This window comes from Pseudomonas sp. LAIL14HWK12:I1, assembly GCF_003202095.1.
Classification (GTDB): Bacteria; Pseudomonadota; Gammaproteobacteria; order Pseudomonadales; family Pseudomonadaceae; genus Aquipseudomonas; species Aquipseudomonas monteilii.
On record NZ_QJKG01000004.1, the window covers coordinates 169,297 to 185,484 of the forward strand.

The following is a 16,188-nucleotide window of genomic DNA, read 5'->3' on the forward strand; positions in this document are numbered from 1 at the left end:
CATGCAAGGCGCGATGATACGTCAGCAGCAACCCGTTACCGGCCGTAGTAAGCCGGTACCGCGTGGTGCCAGCCGGCTGGTGGCCGACGAGCCCGTATCGGCGCGCCTGCCGCGTCCAAGCCTGGGCGGCCTCAAACGCCTGCTGTGGCCGGTGCTGCTGGTGGCGGCCGGCTTTGGTGCTTATGAGGGTGCCATTCGCCTGATGCCGTATGCCGACCGGCCGATCACCAAGATCGACGTGCAGGGTGACCTCAGCTACATCAGCCAGCAATCGGTGCAGCAGCGTATCGCGCCCTACGTGGCGGCGAGTTTCTTCAGCGTCGACCTGCCGGCGATGCGTGCGGAACTCGAACAGATGCCATGGATCGCCCACGCCGAAGTGCGCCGGGTGTGGCCCGACGAGGTGGTGATCCGCCTGGAAGAGCAGCTGCCGGTGGCACGCTGGGGTGACGAAGCCTTGCTCAACAACCAGGGCCAGGCCTTTACCCCGCGTGAACTGGCCAACTATGAGCACCTGCCGCAGCTGGTCGGGCCGCAACGTGCTCAGCAACAAGTCATGCAGCAGTATCAGGTATTGAGCCAGATGCTGCGCCCCCTGGGCTTTTCCATCGCTCGCCTGGAGCTGCGCGAGCGAGGCAGCTGGTTCCTGACCACTGGCGCGAGCAGCGCCGGGCCAGGCATCGAGCTGCTGCTGGGGCGCGACCATCTGGTGGAGAAGATGCGCCGTTTCATTGCCATTTACGACAAAACACTCAAAGACCAGATCACCACTATCGCCCGCATTGATCTGCGTTATTCCAACGGACTTGCCGTTGGTTGGCGGGAACCGATTGCACCGACGACGGCCCAACCCGCCGTTGCGAAGAATTAGAGAGAGGCAGGACCATGGCAAACGCGCATAGCGGCAAAATGATCGTCGGGCTGGACATTGGCACCTCCAAGGTGGTGGCGCTGGTGGGCGAAGTGGGCGAAGACGGCACCCTGGAAATCGTCGGGATCGGTACCCATCCGTCCCGTGGCCTGAAGAAAGGCGTGGTGGTGAACATCGAGTCCACCGTTCAGTCGATCCAGCGCGCGGTGGAAGAAGCGCAGCTGATGGCCGGCTGCCGTATCCACTCGGCCTTCGTTGGCGTGGCCGGCAACCACATCCGCAGCCTGAACTCCCACGGCATCGTCGCCATCCGCGACCGCGAGGTCAGCCTGGCCGACCTGGAGCGTGTACTCGACGCCGCCCAGGCCGTGGCCATTCCGGCCGACCAGCGTGTGCTGCACACCCTGCCGCAGGACTACGTGATCGACAATCAGGAAGGCGTGCGCGAGCCACTGGGCATGTCGGGCGTGCGCCTGGAAGCCAAGGTTCACGTGGTCACCTGCGCAGTGAATGCGGCGCAGAACATCGAGAAATGCGTACGCCGCTGTGGCCTGGAAATCGACGACATCATCCTCGAGCAACTGGCCTCGGCGTACTCGGTGCTGACCGACGATGAAAAAGAGCTGGGCGTGTGCCTGGTGGACATCGGTGGTGGCACCACCGACATCGCCATCTTCACCGAAGGCGCCATCCGTCACACCGCAGTCATCCCGATTGCCGGTGACCAGGTGACCAACGACATCGCCATGGCCCTGCGTACCCCGACCCAGTACGCCGAAGAAATCAAGATCCGCTACGCCTGCGCCCTGGCCAAACTGGCCGGTGCCGGCGAGACCATCAAAGTGCCGAGCGTGGGCGACCGCCCACCGCGCGAGCTGTCGCGCCAGGCCCTGGCCGAGGTGGTGGAGCCACGTTACGACGAGCTCTTCACCCTGATCCAGGCCGAGCTGCGCCGCAGCGGCTACGAGGACCTGGTGCCGGCCGGCATCGTCCTCACCGGCGGCACCGCGAAGATGGAAGGTGCCGTGGAACTGGCTGAGGAAATCTTCCACATGCCGGTACGCCTGGGCGTACCGCACAGCGTTCGTGGGCTGAGCGACGTGGTGCGCAACCCGATCTATTCCACCGGCGTGGGCCTGCTCACCTACGGCCTGCTGAAGCAGTCCGAGGACATGGTCCTGACCGGTAACAGCAACAGCAGCAACAACAGCTATGGCGATGAACCGAAGGCCCCAGTACTTGAGCGCTTCAAGAAGTGGGTCCAGGGCAACTTCTAAGTTTCAAAGCAGTAGTGGTAGGCGCAACAACTAGAGAACTGTAAGGAGAGGGAAAATGTTCGAGCTCGTAGACAACGTCCCGCAAAGCCCGGTCATCAAGGTGATCGGCGTTGGTGGTGGTGGCGGCAACGCCGTCAACCACATGGTCAAGAGCAGCATCGAAGGCGTGGAATTCATTTGCGCCAACACTGATGCTCAAGCGCTGAAAAACATCGGTGCGCGTACCATCCTGCAATTGGGCACTGGTGTGACCAAGGGCCTGGGTGCCGGTGCCAATCCGGAAGTCGGCCGTCAGGCCGCGCTGGAAGACCGTGAGCGCATCGCTGAAGTGCTGCAGGGCACCAACATGGTGTTCATCACCACTGGCATGGGTGGCGGTACCGGTACCGGTGCAGCGCCGATCATTGCCGAAGTGGCCAAGGAAATGGGCATCCTCACCGTAGCCGTGGTGACCCGTCCGTTCCCGTTCGAGGGCCGCAAACGTATGCAGATCGCCGATGAAGGCATCCGCATGCTGGCCGAAAGCGTCGACTCGTTGATCACCATCCCCAACGAGAAGCTGCTGACCATCCTGGGCAAGGATGCCAGCCTGCTGTCGGCGTTCGCCAAGGCTGACGATGTTCTGGCCGGTGCCGTGCGCGGTATCTCCGACATCATCAAGCGTCCGGGCATGATCAACGTCGACTTCGCCGACGTGCGCACCGTGATGGGTGAAATGGGCATGGCCATGATGGGTACTGGTTGCGCCAGCGGCCCGAACCGTGCGCGTGAAGCCACTGAGGCTGCCATCCGCAACCCGCTGCTGGAAGACGTCAACCTGCAGGGCGCCCGCGGCATCCTGGTGAACATCACCGCAGGCCCGGACCTGTCGCTGGGTGAGTACTCCGACGTGGGTAGCATCATCGAAGCCTTCGCCTCTGACCACGCCATGGTCAAGGTCGGCACCGTGATCGACCCGGATATGCGCGACGAACTGCACGTGACCGTTGTGGCCACTGGCCTGGGCGCGCGCATCGAGAAGCCGGTCAAAGTGGTGGACAACACCCTGCAGACCGCTCAGCAGGCGTACGAAGCATCCAACCCTGCACCGGTTCGTCAGGAGCAGCCAGCGGTCAACTACCGTGACCTGGAGCGCCCGACCGTGATGCGCAACCAGGCCCATGCAGGTGCTGCCGCAGCCGCTAAACTGAACCCTCAGGACGACCTGGACTACCTCGATATCCCGGCTTTCCTGCGTCGTCAGGCTGATTAATGGAATTTATCAGGGGTATAAAGGTGATTGGTATTCATCAAAGGTTGGGTCTGTTATCATCCCCAGCCTTTGTTGATACCTGTTCGCAATTTGCGCTGAAGCGGCCAATGCCATGATTAAACAACGCACCCTGAAGAATACCATCCGTGCCACAGGTGTCGGTCTGCACTCCGGGGAGAAGGTTTACCTGACCCTCAAGCCTGCACCTGTTGACACCGGCATCGTCTTCCGCCGCGCCGACCTCGACCCTGTGGTCGAAATCCCTGCGCGTGCGGCCAACGTCGGCGAGACAACCATGTCGACGACGCTGGTCAACGGTGACGTCAAGGTCGATACGGTCGAGCACCTGCTCTCCGCCATGGCGGGCCTGGGCATCGATAACGCCTACGTCGAGCTCTCCGCCTCGGAAGTGCCGATCATGGATGGCAGCGCCGGTCCTTTTGTATTCCTGATTCAGTCTGCTGGCCTGGAAGAACAGGACGCAGCCAAGAAGTTCATCCGCATCCTGCGTGAGGTAACCGTGGAAGAGGGCGACAAGCGCGCCACGTTCCTGCCTTTCGAAGGGTTCAAAGTGAGCTTCGAGATCGACTTCGATCACCCGGTCCTCAAGGGCCAGACCCAGAGTGCAGTCGTTGACTTTTCCAGCACCTCGTTCGTGAAGGAAGTCAGCCGCGCCCGCACTTTCGGTTTCATGCGTGACATCGAGTACCTGCGCAAGCACAACCTTGCGCTGGGCGGCAGTGTCGAGAACGCCATCGTCGTCGACGAAACGGGTGTGCTTAACGAAGACGGCCTTCGATCCGATGACGAATTCGTCAAGCACAAGATCCTCGACGCCATTGGCGACCTCTATCTGCTGGGCAACAGCCTGATCGGCGAGTTCAAGGGCTACAAGTCCGGCCACGCGCTGAACAACCAGCTGCTGCGCAAACTGATTGCCGAAACCGATGCCTGGGAAGTGGTTACGTTCGAAGATGCCAGCACGGCACCGATCTCGTACATGCGCCCTGTTGCGGCCGTGTAAGTTCGAACACTCTCTCTAGTGTTGTAATCAAGGCCACCTTCGGGTGGCCTTTTTTATGCCTTGCCGTTGGCGTGGGCAGCCAACCGTTCCAGTGCGGCACGTAGCTTGGGGTCGGTGATGCCCTCGGCGGTGTCGCGCAGGCTCTCGGCGGCGCTGTTCGAGAGTTCGGCAGCATGCCCGCCGCGCTTGGCTGGCACCAGCGGTGGCTGCACCTTGTACAGGATGCGCCGGAGGTTGCCGAAGGCTTCCATGGCCTGCAATGCCGCCAGCAGGCGCTTCTGCTGGTAGCGCAGGCGGGTTGCCCAATGGCCGTCGGTAACCACCAGCAACAAAGTACCATCGCGCCAGGACGCGACATGGCAGTGCTCGCGGGCAGCCGGTTGCAGCTGGCTTTCCAGCAGGCGCTGCAGGTGCTCCAGGCGCTCGGCCTGGTTCAGCAGCAGGCGCAGCGGGCGCACCTGTCGGAGCAGGGCGGAAGGTGGCTGGGCGGGGGAGGGTTTGTAGGCCATGGGGTATGCATGAGGTTACGTGGTCGGCAGTTTAACACCTCTATAGCCTGCACCGGCCTCTTCGCGGGCAGCAGAAGATAAGATTAGTTCTCGATACCTTTCATGTTGTCAAGCCTTGAACTCAGGGAGAATGACCCTATCTAAGACAAGCCCCCGCCAAAACGCTGTAATAGCATCGTGGAAATCCACCACTTTCCTCACCATCGTTTCCGGGTAGAATGCTCGTTCGCATGCGGCCTCAGGGCTGCACGGGCGACTCATGGGGCCGCCCTCCATCCCTACGTGTGGAAGATCCTGCCGATATGTTTGCGCCTTTGTTAAAGAAACTTTTTGGAAGCAAGAACGAGCGTGAAGTGAAACGCATGCTCAAGACGGTGAGTATCGTCAATGCCTTCGAAGAGAAGATGGTGGCCCTCTCCGACGAACAGCTGCGGGGCAAGACCGCAGAGTTCAAGGAGCGTTTGGCCAAAGGCGAGACACTGGACCAATTGCTGCCTGAAGCCTTCGCCGTAGCCCGTGAGGCCGGCAAACGCGTGATGGGCATGCGCCACTTCGACGTGCAGCTGATCGGCGGCATGACCCTGCACGAGGGTATGATCGCAGAAATGCGCACCGGTGAAGGCAAGACCTTGGTCGGTACCCTGGCCGTGTACCTCAACGCACTGTCCGGCAAGGGCGTGCACGTGGTCACCGTCAACGACTACCTGGCCCGCCGTGACGCCAACTGGATGCGCCCGCTGTACGAATTCCTCGGCCTGTCGGTCGGAATCGTCTCGGCGTTTCAGCCGCCGGAAGAAAAGCGTGCGGCCTATGCGTCCGACATCACCTACGGCACCAACAACGAATTCGGTTTCGACTACCTGCGCGACAACATGGCGTTCAGCCAGGACGAGAAGTTCCAGCGTGAACTGAACTTCGCCGTGATCGACGAAGTCGACTCCATCCTCATCGACGAAGCGCGCACCCCGTTGATCATCTCCGGCCAGGCCGAAGACAGCTCCAAGCTGTATATCGAGATCAACCGCCTGATCCCGCGCCTGACCCAGCACATCGAGGAAGTGGAAGGCCAGGTTACCCAGGAAGGCCACTTCACCATCGACGAGAAGAGCCGTCAGGTCGAGCTGAACGAAGCCGGTCACCAGTACATCGAGGAAATGCTCACCCAGGCCGGCCTGCTGGCCGAGGGCGAGAGCCTGTACTCCGCGCACAACCTGGGCCTGCTGACCCACGTCTACGCAGGCCTGCGCGCGCACAAGCTGTTCCACCGCAACGTCGAGTACATCGTCCAGGACGGCCAGGTACTGCTGATCGACGAACACACCGGTCGTACCATGCCGGGTCGTCGCCTGTCCGAAGGCCTGCACCAGGCCATCGAAGCCAAAGAGAACCTGAACATCCAGGCCGAGAGCCAGACCCTGGCTTCGACCACGTTCCAGAACTACTTCCGCCTGTACACCAAGCTGTCCGGCATGACCGGTACCGCTGACACTGAAGCGTTCGAGTTCCAGTCGATCTACGCCCTCAACGTGATGGTCATTCCGCCGAACAAACCACTGGCGCGTAAGGACTTCAACGACCTGGTGTACCTGACCGCCGACGAGAAATACGCTGCGATCATCGCCGACATCAAGGAAAGCATGAAGCAGGGCCGGCCGATCCTGGTGGGTACCGCGACCATCGAAACGTCCGAGCACATGTCGAACCTGCTCAAGAAGGAAGGCATCGACCACAAGGTACTGAACGCCAAGTACCACGAAAAGGAAGCCGAGATCATCGCGCAAGCCGGTGCCCCGGGTGCGCTGACCATCGCCACCAACATGGCCGGCCGTGGTACCGACATCCTGTTGGGTGGTAACTGGGAAGCCGAAGTGGCCGCCCTGGAAAACCCGACCGCCGAGCAGATCGCGCAGATCAAGGCCGACTGGCAGAAGCGTCACCAGCAGGTGATCGAAGCCGGTGGCCTGCACGTGATCGCCTCCGAACGCCACGAGTCGCGCCGTATCGACAACCAGCTGCGGGGCCGTTCCGGCCGTCAGGGCGACCCGGGTTCCAGCCGCTTCTACCTGTCGCTGGAAGACAGCCTGATGCGTATCTTCGCCTCTGACCGGGTGAAGAACTTCATGAAGGCACTCGGCATGCAGTCGGGCGAGGCCATCGAGCACCGCATGGTCACCAACGCCATCGAGAAGGCCCAGCGCAAGGTCGAAGGCCGCAACTTCGACATCCGTAAGCAATTGCTCGAATACGATGACGTGGCCAACGAGCAGCGCAAGGTGATCTACCACATGCGCAACAGCCTGCTGGCAGCCGAAAACATCGGCGACACCATCGTCGAATTCCGCAAGGAAGTGCTGGACGCTACCATCAGCCAGCACATCCCGCCGCAGTCGCTGCCCGAACAGTGGGACGTGGCCGGCCTGGAGGCGTCGCTGGCCAGCGATTTCGCCATGAAGTTGCCGATCCAGCAATGGCTCGACGAGGACGATCACCTCTACGAAGAGACCCTGCGCGAGAAGCTGCTGAACGAAATCACCACTGCCTACACCGAGAAGGAAGACCAGGCCGGTATCGACGCCCTGCGTACCTTCGAGAAGCAGATCCTGCTGCGCGTGCTGGACGACCTGTGGAAAGACCACCTGTCGACCATGGACCACCTGCGTCACGGTATTCACCTGCGTGGCTATGCGCAGAAGAACCCGAAGCAGGAGTACAAGCGCGAGTCGTTCACCCTGTTCCAGGAGCTGCTCGAGTCGATCAAGCGCGACACCATCCGCGTGCTTTCGCACGTTCAGGTTCGCCGCGAAGACCCGGCCGAGGAAGAAGCCCGTCTGCGCCGCGAGGCCGAGGAACTGGCCAGCCGCATGCAGTTCCAGCATGCCGCTGCGCCGGGCCTGGAAAGCGAACAACTGAGCGAAGAAGTTGCCGACGTGGCGGTAGCCTCGGCGCCGGTGCGCAACGACCAGAAGCTGGGCCGCAACGAACCGTGCTGGTGTGGTTCGGGCAAGAAGTTCAAGCATTGCCATGGCCAGATCGAGTGATCTGACCTGATTGCTGTATCGTGACAACCCTGGGGGCCGCATTGCGGCCCCCTTTTTCCATATTCACCGTTTTCTAGGAGCGCTCTAATGGCTGTTGGTCTTGGTCCTTTGCCCACCCTGCACCCGGTTCCGGGTTTTGAACTCGGCATCGCTTCTGCCGGCATCAAGCGCCCTGGGCGCAAGGACGTGGTGGTGATGCGCTGTGCCGAAGGCTCCAGCGTGGCCGGCGTGTTCACCCTCAACGCCTTCTGCGCAGCGCCGGTGATCCTTTCCAAGCAGCGTGTACAGGGCACCGTGCGTTACCTGCTGACCAATACCGGTAATGCCAACGCCGGTACCGGCGCGCCAGGCCTGGCGGCTGCCGAGCGTACCTGCGCCAAGCTGGCCGAATTGGCTGGCGTGCCGGCCGAGTCGGTACTGCCGTTCTCCACCGGCGTGATCGGTGAGCCACTGCCGGTCGAGAAGATCGAAGGTGCACTGCAGGCCGCCCTCGACAACCTGTCGGAAAACCACTGGGCTGAAGCCGCCACCGGCATCATGACCACCGACACCCTGCCCAAGGGCGCCAGCCGCCAGTTCCAGCACGACGGCGTGACCGTTACCGTCACCGGCATCAGCAAAGGCGCCGGCATGATCCGCCCGAACATGGCCACCATGCTCGGCTACATCGCCACTGACGCCAAGGTTGCCCCGGCGGTGCTCAAGGACCTGATGCTGGACGGCGCCAACAAGTCGTTCAACCGCATCACCATCGACGGCGACACCTCGACCAACGACTGCTGCATGCTGATCGCCACCGGCAAGGCCAACCTGCCGGAAGTCACTGAAGCGAGCGGCGCGCTGTTCGAAGCGCTGAAAAAAGCGGTGTTCGAAGTGTGCATGGAAGTGGCCCAGGCCATCGTTCGTGACGGCGAAGGTGCCACCAAGTTCGTGACCGTGCAGGTTAACGGCGGTGGCAACCACCAGGAATGCCTGGACGTCGGCTACGCCGTGGCCCACTCGCCGCTGATCAAGACTGCACTGTTCGCCTCCGACCCGAACTGGGGCCGTATCCTCGCGGCTGTTGGCCGTGCGGGCGTGCCGGAGCTGGATGTGAGCCTGATCGACGTGTACCTGGATAGCGTGTGCATCGCCAGCCAGGGCGGCCGCAGCCCAAGCTACACCGAAGCGCAAGGCTCGGCAGTGATGGCCCAGGAAGAGATCACCATTCGTATCGAGTTGGGCCGCGGTGCGTGCAGCGAAACCATCTGGACCACCGACCTGTCCCACGAGTACGTGAAGATCAACGCCGAATACCGTACTTGATGCAACTGGGGCCGCGTTGCGGCCCTTTCGCGGCACGAGGCCGCTCCTACAGGGACCGCGCGCGCTTTTGTAGGAGCGGCCTCGTGCCGCGAAAGGGCTGCAAAGCAGCCCCAAAATTCCAAAACAATGGAGCCGAACCATGAGCTATCACCTGATCATCGGCGACAAGCTGTATTCCTCCTGGTCGCTGCGTGGCGCCCTGGCCCTCGAGCTGGCTGGCGTGCCCTACGAAGAAACCCTGATCAAACTCAACCAGCCTGATACCCGTCAGCGCATCCTCGCATTCTCCGCCACTGGCAAGGTACCGCTGCTCAAGACCGAGCACGGTGTGATCGCCGACTCCCTGGCGATTGGCGAATACCTCAACGAACAGCACCCTGACGCGCAGCTGTGGCCTGCCGATGTCGCGGCCCGTGCCCAGGCCCGTTCTGCCTGCGCGCAGATGCACAGCGGCTTCTTTGCCCTGCGTGGCGCCATGCCGTTCGACTTGTCGCGTGACAGTGCCTTGGACGAAGTGCCACTGGACGTGCAAGTCGACATCGACCGTATCGTCGCGCTGTGGTCCGAATGCCGCGTGGTGGCCAAGGACAACGGCCCGTTCCTGTTCGGCAAGCCGAGCCTGGCCGATGCCTTCTTCGCCCCGGTGGCCGTGCGTCTGCGCACCTACCGCGTGGCGGTGCCAGCAGAGGCGGCCGCCTACATCGAGACCATTTATCAGTGGCCAGCCTTCAAGGCTTGGCAGCAGGCTGGCCTGGCGGAGCGTGAAGGGTGAAACGGATTCATGTAGTAGCTGCCGTCATTCGTGGCGATGACGGGCGTATTCTGATCGCACGTCGGGCGGATACCCAGCACCAGGGCGGCCTATGGGAGTTTCCCGGTGGCAAGGTAGAAGCGGGCGAAAGCGTGGAAGCGGCGCTGGCCCGTGAGCTGCGCGAGGAACTGGGCATCGAGGTCACCCGTTCGCGTGCGCTGATCAAGGTCAGCCATGATTACCCGGACAAGCAGGTGCTGCTGGACGTGCGCGAGGTCGACGCGTTCACCGGCGAACCCCATGGCGCCGAGGGGCAGCCGTTGGAATGGGTGGCCCCGCGCGACTTGCCGCAGTACGAATTCCCGGAGGCCAACAAGCCGATCGTTGCCGCTGCGCGCCTGCCGGACCAGTACCTGATTACCCCGGATGGCCTGGAAGTGCCGCAGATGCTCAAGGGCATCCAGAAGGCGGTGGCCAGGGGTATTCGGCTGATCCAGCTGCGTGCCCCGGACATGTACGACCCCAAGTACCGCGATGTAGCGGTGGACGCGGTCGGGCTGTGTGCGGGCAAGGCACAGCTGATGCTCAAGGGGCCGCTGGAGTGGCTGGGTGACTTCCCCTCGGCGGGTTGGCACCTGACGGCGGCGCAGTTGCGCAAGTACGCGGCCAAGGGCCGGCCGTTCCCCAAGGAACGTTGGCTGGCAGCGTCGTGCCACAGCGCTGAGGAGCTGGCGCTGGCGGAGCAGATGGGCGTGGACTTTGTCACCTTGTCTCCGGTGCAGGCGACCCAGACCCACCCTGAGGCGGTACCGCTGGGGTGGGATGATGCGCAGCGGTTGATTGCCGGGTTCAACAAGCCGGTCTACCTGCTGGGTGGGGTAGGGCCGGGTGAGCGCGAGCAGGCCTGGGATGTCGGGGCACAAGGTGTGGCCGGCATCCGAGCGTTCTGGCCTGAAATCTGAGTCGCCTTTGAGAGGGGCTGCAAAGCAGCCCCGGTAATATCAGCCTTGAGGCTTATCAGCAGGCTGCCACAGCACCTCTGCAATGCCCTGCCGCCGGCCAATGATCCGCGCCGCCACAAACAGCAGATCCGAAAGCCGGTTGATATACGCCAGCCCAACCCCCTCCAACGGCTCAACTGCATTCAACTGCTGACAGCGCCGTTCAGCGCTACGCGCCAAACAGCGGCACACATGCGCCTGTGCCACCAGCGCCGAACCACTGGGCAGTATGAAGTTCTTCAACGGCCCCAGCTCTTCATTCCACACATCGATAGCCGCCTCCAGCCGCTCAACCTCCGCCAGGTTCAGCGCCTGGTAACTCGGCATTGCCAGCTCCCCCCCAAGGTCGAACAGGCGGTGCTGACACGGCGCGAGCACGGCACTCACCTCATCCAGCCCTTGCTCGGCCAACCCCGCCAGTAGCACGCCCAACTGGCTGTTCAGGCTGTCCACCTCGCCAATCGCCTCGATCCGCGGGTGGTCCTTGGGTACCCGGCGACCGTCGCCCAGGCCGGTTTCGCCCTTGTCGCCGGTGCGGGTGTAGATCTTCGACAGGCGGTAGCCCATGTCACTTCTCCGTATTGGCCGGCGCCGCCGGCTGGCCGAGGGGCAGGCGCAGGGTAAAGCAGGTGCCCTGGCCGGGCGTGGACTGCACTTCCATCTGCCCCTTGTGGTTATTGGTGATGATGAAGTACGAGACCGACAGGCCCAACCCGGTGCCCTGCCCAATTTCCTTGGTGGTGAAAAACGGCTCGAAGGTGCGCTTGCGCACTGCTTCGGGCATGCCGATGCCGTTGTCCTCGACCTGAATCTCCGCCCAGGGCGGGTTCAGCCGCGTGCGCAGGGTTATACGCCCGGGTTCACTCGGCTGAGGGCGCAGGTGGATGGCCTGGGCCGCGTTTTTCAGCAGGTTGAGCAGTACCTGCTCCAGTTCGTTGGCCGTGCAGGGCACCGGGCCGAGTGTGGGGTCGAACTGGCGCACGATGGCCTGGCCCTTGAAGTCGAAACCGATGGTGAGGTCGAAGTCGTTGCTGGCAATTTCCACCGCCTGGTCGATCAGGGCCGGCAGCTCGCACGGCACCAGCTGGCGGTTGCTGCGGCGGCTGAAACTGAGCATGTGCGTGACGATCTTGGCAGCCCGCGCGCCGGCCTGCTGAATACCGTCCAGCAATTGCGGCACTTCGCGGCTGGCCAGGTAACGGTTGACCGTTGACAGGTCGATACCCAGCTCTTCGGCCTGTTCCTGGTTGCGCGGCAGCTCTGGTGACAGGCGCCGGCGGATGTTCTGCACGTTGTGCAGGATGGCACCCAGCGGGTTGTTGATTTCGTGGGCCATGCCGGCAGCCAGGCCACCGACTGAAAGCATTTTCTCCGACTGCACCATCATCTCCTCCAGCGACAGCCGCTGGGTGATGTCGTCGATGCGGATCACCACGCCGCGCCCGCCGCCGCCGGTCAGCGGGTAGAAGGTCAGGGCGTAGTGGCGAAGGTCGTCGCCCTTGGGCCAGGTGACCCGCTCGATCTTTGCCACCCGGTGCTTCTCGACCGTTTCCTTCAGTTGCGGAAGGAATGGCTTGAGCGGCTCGAAAGCGATGAATACCGGTTGGTTCAGCGCTTCGTCCAGTGGTGTGCCGGAGAGTACCGTGGCTTCGTGGTTCCACTGGGTCACGTAAAGCTGTTCGTCAAGGGCGATCAGCGCCGAGGGCATCGAGTCGATGATGCTGTTGAGGTAGTTCTGGAAACCCGTAAGCTTTTTCTCGATCTTGCTGCGTACCTGTACTTCCAGCTCCAGCTTGCGGTTGGTGTGGCGGGTTTCCTCGGCCAGGCCCTGGGCCTGGTCATAGGCATCCTGGAACTCGTCGCGGGCGCGCTTGAGCTGCTGCTCGCGGGCTTCGATGCGTGACAGCATGGTGTTGAAGGCATCAGCCAGGCTGCCGATTTCATCGTCGTTGCCGCGCCGGGCGCGCAGGGCGTAGCTTTCTTCGCGGGTGACCTGGCGGCTGAGCTCTTCAAGCTGGTTGATCGGCTGGGTGATCAGGCGTTTTATCTGCCGGGCGATGACGATCCACAGCAGGATACTGAACACCAGAATGCCCAGGCTGGCGCTGAGGGTGCCGGTGTAGAAGGCGGTGGGCAGCTCGCTGCTGGCCACCAGCAGCAGGTGCGCCGGCGGGTTGGCGTCGCGCGGGATGCGGATCAGCTGGGTGCTGCGAAACTCCATCAGGCGCCAGCCGTCGATGTTGCGAAAGCGCTTGGGCAGGGTTAGCGGATCGCCATGCTGCAATTGCGCCAGCATGCGGCCATCGCCACCGTAGACGGCGGCCGCACGCAATGGCGTGTAGCTGTCCAGCTCCTTGAGCAGGGCGTTGGCGGTTTCTGCGCTGTCACCCGCGCGGGCGGCAAGCTGCGGGTTGGCCACCAGCCGCCCGATAGTCTGCAGCGCCTGCGGGGCCATGCTCTCCTGGGTGATCCAGTAGGCGGCACTGATGAAGGTGAGGTTGGCCACCAGCAGGATGGTCACCAGCAATACCAGCAGGGCCGCCAGCAGCTTCTGCCCGACCGGGAGGTTTTCCAGGCGTTGGCGCAAGGTCATGGGCTAGGCAATGTCCGTATCCGGTTGAAGGGCCGCATCAGTCGCAGGGCAAGCCACGTGTGCGCAAGTTATCGACCAGGCGCTGCCGCAAGTGTTCAAGCTGCGGCAATTGCAGGCCATGGCGCCCGGCTGCGCGGCAGGCATGGCCGAGCAGGTAATGCACCTCGGTGCGTCGGCCGGCGCGTACGTCCTGGTACATGGAAGAGTAGTTGGCTGCGGTGGCGAGGATCACCCGTTGCACTTCTTCATCCAGCTCGACTGCTGCTTGCGGTTGGCCGCAGCGGCGCAGCAATTCGGCCAGTTCGGTACACAACGCGTCAACTTCGCCCAGGTGCCCCAGCAGCCCACCGTTCTGGCAGTCGTATAGCACGGTCAGCGGGTTGATGGCACAGTTGAGCGCAAGTTTGCGCCACAGGCGGGTGAGGATGTCCACGGTCCATTCAGCGGGGATGCCTGCGTCATGCAGGTCATCGAACCAGGCGGGGATGGTCGGGTTGCGCGGGTCACCCAGCCAGTTGAAACCGTGGCCGGCAAAGCGTACCTGCCAGTCGCCTTCGCGGAACGCCCCTTCGGTACTGGACGCGAAGATGCTGCGTGCATGGGGCACCAGGTCGGCCACGTCGTCCTGGCTGCCCAGGCCGTTCTGCAGCAACACCACTTCGGCACCCTCGGCTAGCCGGTGTGCCACACCGGCAATGGCCGGGGCGGCATCGTAGGCCTTGCAAGCCACCAGCAGGCGGTGGATGGGGCCTTGCGCCTGCGCGGTTTCGGCAGGAATGGCGTAGTGGTGGGGCTGGTCCTGTTCGACCAAGGTCAGGCCGCCGGCTTGCTGGTAGGCCTGCAGCCGTTGACCGTCCCGCAGGATCAGGCGCACAGCTTTGCCTGCGCGCGCCAGGCGGCAGGCCCACAGGCTGCCTAGGCTGCCGGCGCCGAGAATATGCCAGGTGCTGCTCATATGCGTTTCGCAACCCGTTATAATGAGCCCGCATTTTAACCGTCAAACCCAGCGCGCTCCATCGTCAGCCTGAGCGCGCTTTTATTTTGGGAGAACAACCATGCCTTCGTTCGACGTGGTATCGGAACTGGACAAGCACGAAGTGCAGAACGCGGTCGACAACGCCATCAAGGACCTGGATCGCCGCTACGACCTCAAGGGCAAGGGCACCTTCGAGTTCAAGGACAAAGAGCAGACCGTGATGCTCACCGCCGAAGAAGAGTTCCAGCTCGAAGCCATGCTGGAAATCCTGCGCCTGGCACTGGTCAAGCGCAAGATCGACGTGAAATGCCTGGAAACCAAAGATCCGTACGCCTCCGGCAAGGAAAAGAAGCAGGAAGCCAAGTTCCGCGAAGGCATCGACAAGGACCTGGCCAAGAAGATCGTCGCCACCATCAAGGATGGCAAGCTGAAAGTGCAGGCCGCCATCCAGGGCGAGCAAGTGCGCGTGACCGGCAAGAAGCGTGATGACCTGCAGGAAGCCATCGCCCTGCTGCGCACCAAGGAATTCGACATGCCGCTGCAGTTCAACAACTTCCGCGACTGAGCAGGTAATGCCCGGAACCCCGATGGCCAAATGATGTCCATCGGTTCCATGGCCGTGTTGCGGTTTCGGCCGGTTTTACCGTGTACATGCCTTCAGGCATCAGGAGATGAATATGGATTTGAACGCTGAAGTCGATCAGCTCGTCCGCCAGTCCCAGACGTGGATCCCGTTGATCATGCAATACGGCAGCCGCCTGCTGTTGGCGCTGCTGACACTGGCCATTGGCTGGTGGCTGATCAACCGGGTCAGCACGCGTCTGGGCAAGCTGGCCGGGTTGCGCGCCGATGCGGCCCTGCAAGGGTTTATCAGCACTTTGTCGAACATTGTGCTGAAGGTGCTGCTGTTCGTCAGCGTGGCGTCGATGATCGGCATCGAGACCACCTCGTTCGTCGCGGCTATCGGTGCCGCAGGCCTGGCGATCGGCCTGGCACTGCAGGGTAGCCTGGCAAACTTCGCGGGTGGGGTGTTGATCCTGATGTTCCGCCCGTTCCGCATCGGTGACTGGATCGAGGCGCAGGGTGTGGCCGGTACGGTCGACAGCATCCAGATCTTCCACACTGTGCTGCGCACCGGTGACAACAAGACAGTGATCATGCCCAACGGCAGCCTGTCCAACGGCATCATCACCAACACCAACCGCCAGCCGACGCGCAAGGTGGTGTTCGATGTGGGCGTGGACTACGAGGCCGACCTGCAAAAGGCCCGCAACGTGTTGCTGGAGCTGGCGCAGGACCCCCGCGTGTTGTCCGACCCGGCACCGCAGGCGGTGATTTCCACCCTGGGCGACAGCTCGATCACCGTGTCGTTGCGCCTGTGGGTCAAGACCGCCGATTACTGGGATGTGATGTTCATGCTCAACGAGCATGCGCGTGACCGGTTGAAGGCTGAAGGGATCGATATTCCGTTCCCGCAGCGGGTGATTCGCGTGGTGCAGGAGACTGCAACGCAGTAACACCGCATTGAAACCGGGGCGCAAGGCCCCGGTTTTTACACTTGTTCACAGCAATATCCCGCCATTTCTGGCAT

Annotated in this window: 14 protein-coding genes; 10 read left to right on the forward strand and 4 right to left on the reverse strand. The window is 62.5% G+C overall.

Going from position 1 to position 16,188, the window contains the following annotated elements; genetic code table 11:
• Position 1 precedes the first annotated feature (1 nt).
• The 4 genes from D906_RS12735 to lpxC all read left to right on the forward strand — a co-directional run bounded on the left by D906_RS12735 (position 2) and on the right by lpxC (position 4,424).
• The gene (locus tag D906_RS12735; protein WP_019097340.1) at positions 2-871 is read left to right on the forward strand and encodes a cell division protein FtsQ/DivIB; all 870 of its coding nucleotides are present in this window, start codon (positions 2-4) and stop codon (positions 869-871) included.
• Positions 872-885: 14 nt separating this feature from the next.
• Complete coding sequence (gene ftsA, locus D906_RS12740; protein ID WP_016713566.1) at positions 886-2,148, forward strand: cell division protein FtsA; 1,263 nt, start codon at positions 886-888, stop codon at positions 2,146-2,148.
• Between the two features lie 55 nt (positions 2,149-2,203).
• Positions 2,204-3,400 (forward strand): cell division protein FtsZ, encoded by a 1,197-nt coding sequence (gene ftsZ, locus D906_RS12745; protein ID WP_003251871.1) that lies wholly within the window; start codon positions 2,204-2,206, stop codon positions 3,398-3,400.
• Positions 3,401-3,512: 112 nt separating this feature from the next.
• A complete protein-coding gene (gene lpxC / locus D906_RS12750; RefSeq protein ID WP_016713567.1) occupies positions 3,513-4,424 on the forward strand; it encodes a UDP-3-O-acyl-N-acetylglucosamine deacetylase in 912 nt (303 codons plus the stop codon).
• A gap of 53 nt (positions 4,425-4,477) precedes the next feature.
• Here lpxC and D906_RS12755 read toward each other — a convergent pair whose 3' ends face one another.
• Complete coding sequence (locus tag D906_RS12755) at positions 4,478-4,933, reverse strand: DUF721 domain-containing protein (protein ID WP_016713568.1); 456 nt, start codon at positions 4,931-4,933, stop codon at positions 4,478-4,480.
• A gap of 302 nt (positions 4,934-5,235) precedes the next feature.
• On the opposite strand from D906_RS12755, the gene secA reads away from it, so the two are divergent.
• The 4 genes from secA (at position 5,236) to D906_RS12775 (ending at position 10,989) form a co-directional block, all read left to right on the forward strand.
• A complete protein-coding gene (gene secA, locus D906_RS12760) occupies positions 5,236-7,971 on the forward strand; it encodes a preprotein translocase subunit SecA (protein ID WP_027609132.1) in 2,736 nt (911 codons plus the stop codon).
• 87 nt (positions 7,972-8,058) lie between these two features.
• On the forward strand, positions 8,059-9,276 hold the full coding sequence (gene argJ / locus D906_RS12765) for a bifunctional glutamate N-acetyltransferase/amino-acid acetyltransferase ArgJ (RefSeq protein WP_019097337.1): 1,218 nt from the start codon (positions 8,059-8,061) through the stop codon (positions 9,274-9,276).
• A gap of 139 nt (positions 9,277-9,415) precedes the next feature.
• A complete protein-coding gene (locus tag D906_RS12770) occupies positions 9,416-10,048 on the forward strand; it encodes a glutathione S-transferase family protein (protein WP_019097336.1) in 633 nt (210 codons plus the stop codon).
• Positions 10,045-10,989: a Nudix family hydrolase gene (locus D906_RS12775; RefSeq protein WP_025753954.1), complete on the forward strand. Its 945-nt coding sequence runs from the start codon at positions 10,045-10,047 to the stop codon at positions 10,987-10,989. Before D906_RS12770 ends, D906_RS12775 begins: the two co-directional genes overlap by 4 nt.
• A gap of 39 nt (positions 10,990-11,028) precedes the next feature.
• Here the strand turns inward: D906_RS12775 and D906_RS12780 are convergent, their stop codons facing one another.
• Genes D906_RS12780 through D906_RS12790 form a run of 3 tightly spaced genes read right to left on the reverse strand, consistent with a single transcriptional unit; the run spans position 11,029 to position 14,576 of the window.
• Positions 11,029-11,595 carry a cob(I)yrinic acid a,c-diamide adenosyltransferase gene (locus D906_RS12780; protein WP_025753953.1) on the reverse strand — a complete coding sequence of 189 codons (567 nt, stop codon included), beginning with the start codon at positions 11,593-11,595 and terminating at the stop codon, positions 11,029-11,031.
• Between the two features lies 1 nt (position 11,596).
• Entirely contained in the window at positions 11,597-13,621 is a 2,025-nt protein-coding gene (locus tag D906_RS12785; protein ID WP_027609134.1) for an ATP-binding protein, read from the reverse strand.
• A gap of 37 nt (positions 13,622-13,658) precedes the next feature.
• Entirely contained in the window at positions 13,659-14,576 is a 918-nt protein-coding gene (locus tag D906_RS12790) for a putative 2-dehydropantoate 2-reductase (protein ID WP_019098326.1), read from the reverse strand.
• Positions 14,577-14,676: 100 nt separating this feature from the next.
• Between D906_RS12790 and D906_RS12795 the strand changes: the two genes are divergently transcribed.
• Positions 14,677-15,162, forward strand: coding sequence for a YajQ family cyclic di-GMP-binding protein (locus tag D906_RS12795; RefSeq protein WP_016713577.1), 486 nt, complete (start codon positions 14,677-14,679; stop codon positions 15,160-15,162).
• A gap of 112 nt (positions 15,163-15,274) precedes the next feature.
• Positions 15,275-16,114, forward strand: a complete 840-nt coding sequence (locus D906_RS12800; RefSeq protein WP_016713578.1) for a mechanosensitive ion channel family protein — start codon at positions 15,275-15,277, stop codon at positions 16,112-16,114.
• Positions 16,115-16,188 lie beyond the last annotated feature (74 nt).

Bases quoted from the DNA above. Each gene is read 5' to 3' on its own strand.
- D906_RS12735 (WP_019097340.1), top strand. From the start codon at position 2: ATGCAAGGCGCGATGATACGTCAGCAGCAACCCGTTACCGGCCGTAGT.
- ftsA (WP_016713566.1), top strand. From the start codon at position 886: ATGGCAAACGCGCATAGCGGCAAAATGATCGTCGGGCTGGACATTGGC.
- ftsZ (WP_003251871.1), top strand. From the start codon at position 2,204: ATGTTCGAGCTCGTAGACAACGTCCCGCAAAGCCCGGTCATCAAGGTG.
- lpxC (WP_016713567.1), top strand. From the start codon at position 3,513: ATGATTAAACAACGCACCCTGAAGAATACCATCCGTGCCACAGGTGTC.
- D906_RS12755 (WP_016713568.1), bottom strand. From the start codon at position 4,933: ATGGCCTACAAACCCTCCCCCGCCCAGCCACCTTCCGCCCTGCTCCGA.
- secA (WP_027609132.1), top strand. From the start codon at position 5,236: ATGTTTGCGCCTTTGTTAAAGAAACTTTTTGGAAGCAAGAACGAGCGT.
- argJ (WP_019097337.1), top strand. From the start codon at position 8,059: ATGGCTGTTGGTCTTGGTCCTTTGCCCACCCTGCACCCGGTTCCGGGT.
- D906_RS12770 (WP_019097336.1), top strand. From the start codon at position 9,416: ATGAGCTATCACCTGATCATCGGCGACAAGCTGTATTCCTCCTGGTCG.
- D906_RS12780 (WP_025753953.1), bottom strand. From the start codon at position 11,595: ATGGGCTACCGCCTGTCGAAGATCTACACCCGCACCGGCGACAAGGGC.
- D906_RS12785 (WP_027609134.1), bottom strand. From the start codon at position 13,621: ATGACCTTGCGCCAACGCCTGGAAAACCTCCCGGTCGGGCAGAAGCTG.
- D906_RS12790 (WP_019098326.1), bottom strand. From the start codon at position 14,576: ATGAGCAGCACCTGGCATATTCTCGGCGCCGGCAGCCTAGGCAGCCTG.
- D906_RS12795 (WP_016713577.1), top strand. From the start codon at position 14,677: ATGCCTTCGTTCGACGTGGTATCGGAACTGGACAAGCACGAAGTGCAG.
- D906_RS12800 (WP_016713578.1), top strand. From the start codon at position 15,275: ATGGATTTGAACGCTGAAGTCGATCAGCTCGTCCGCCAGTCCCAGACG.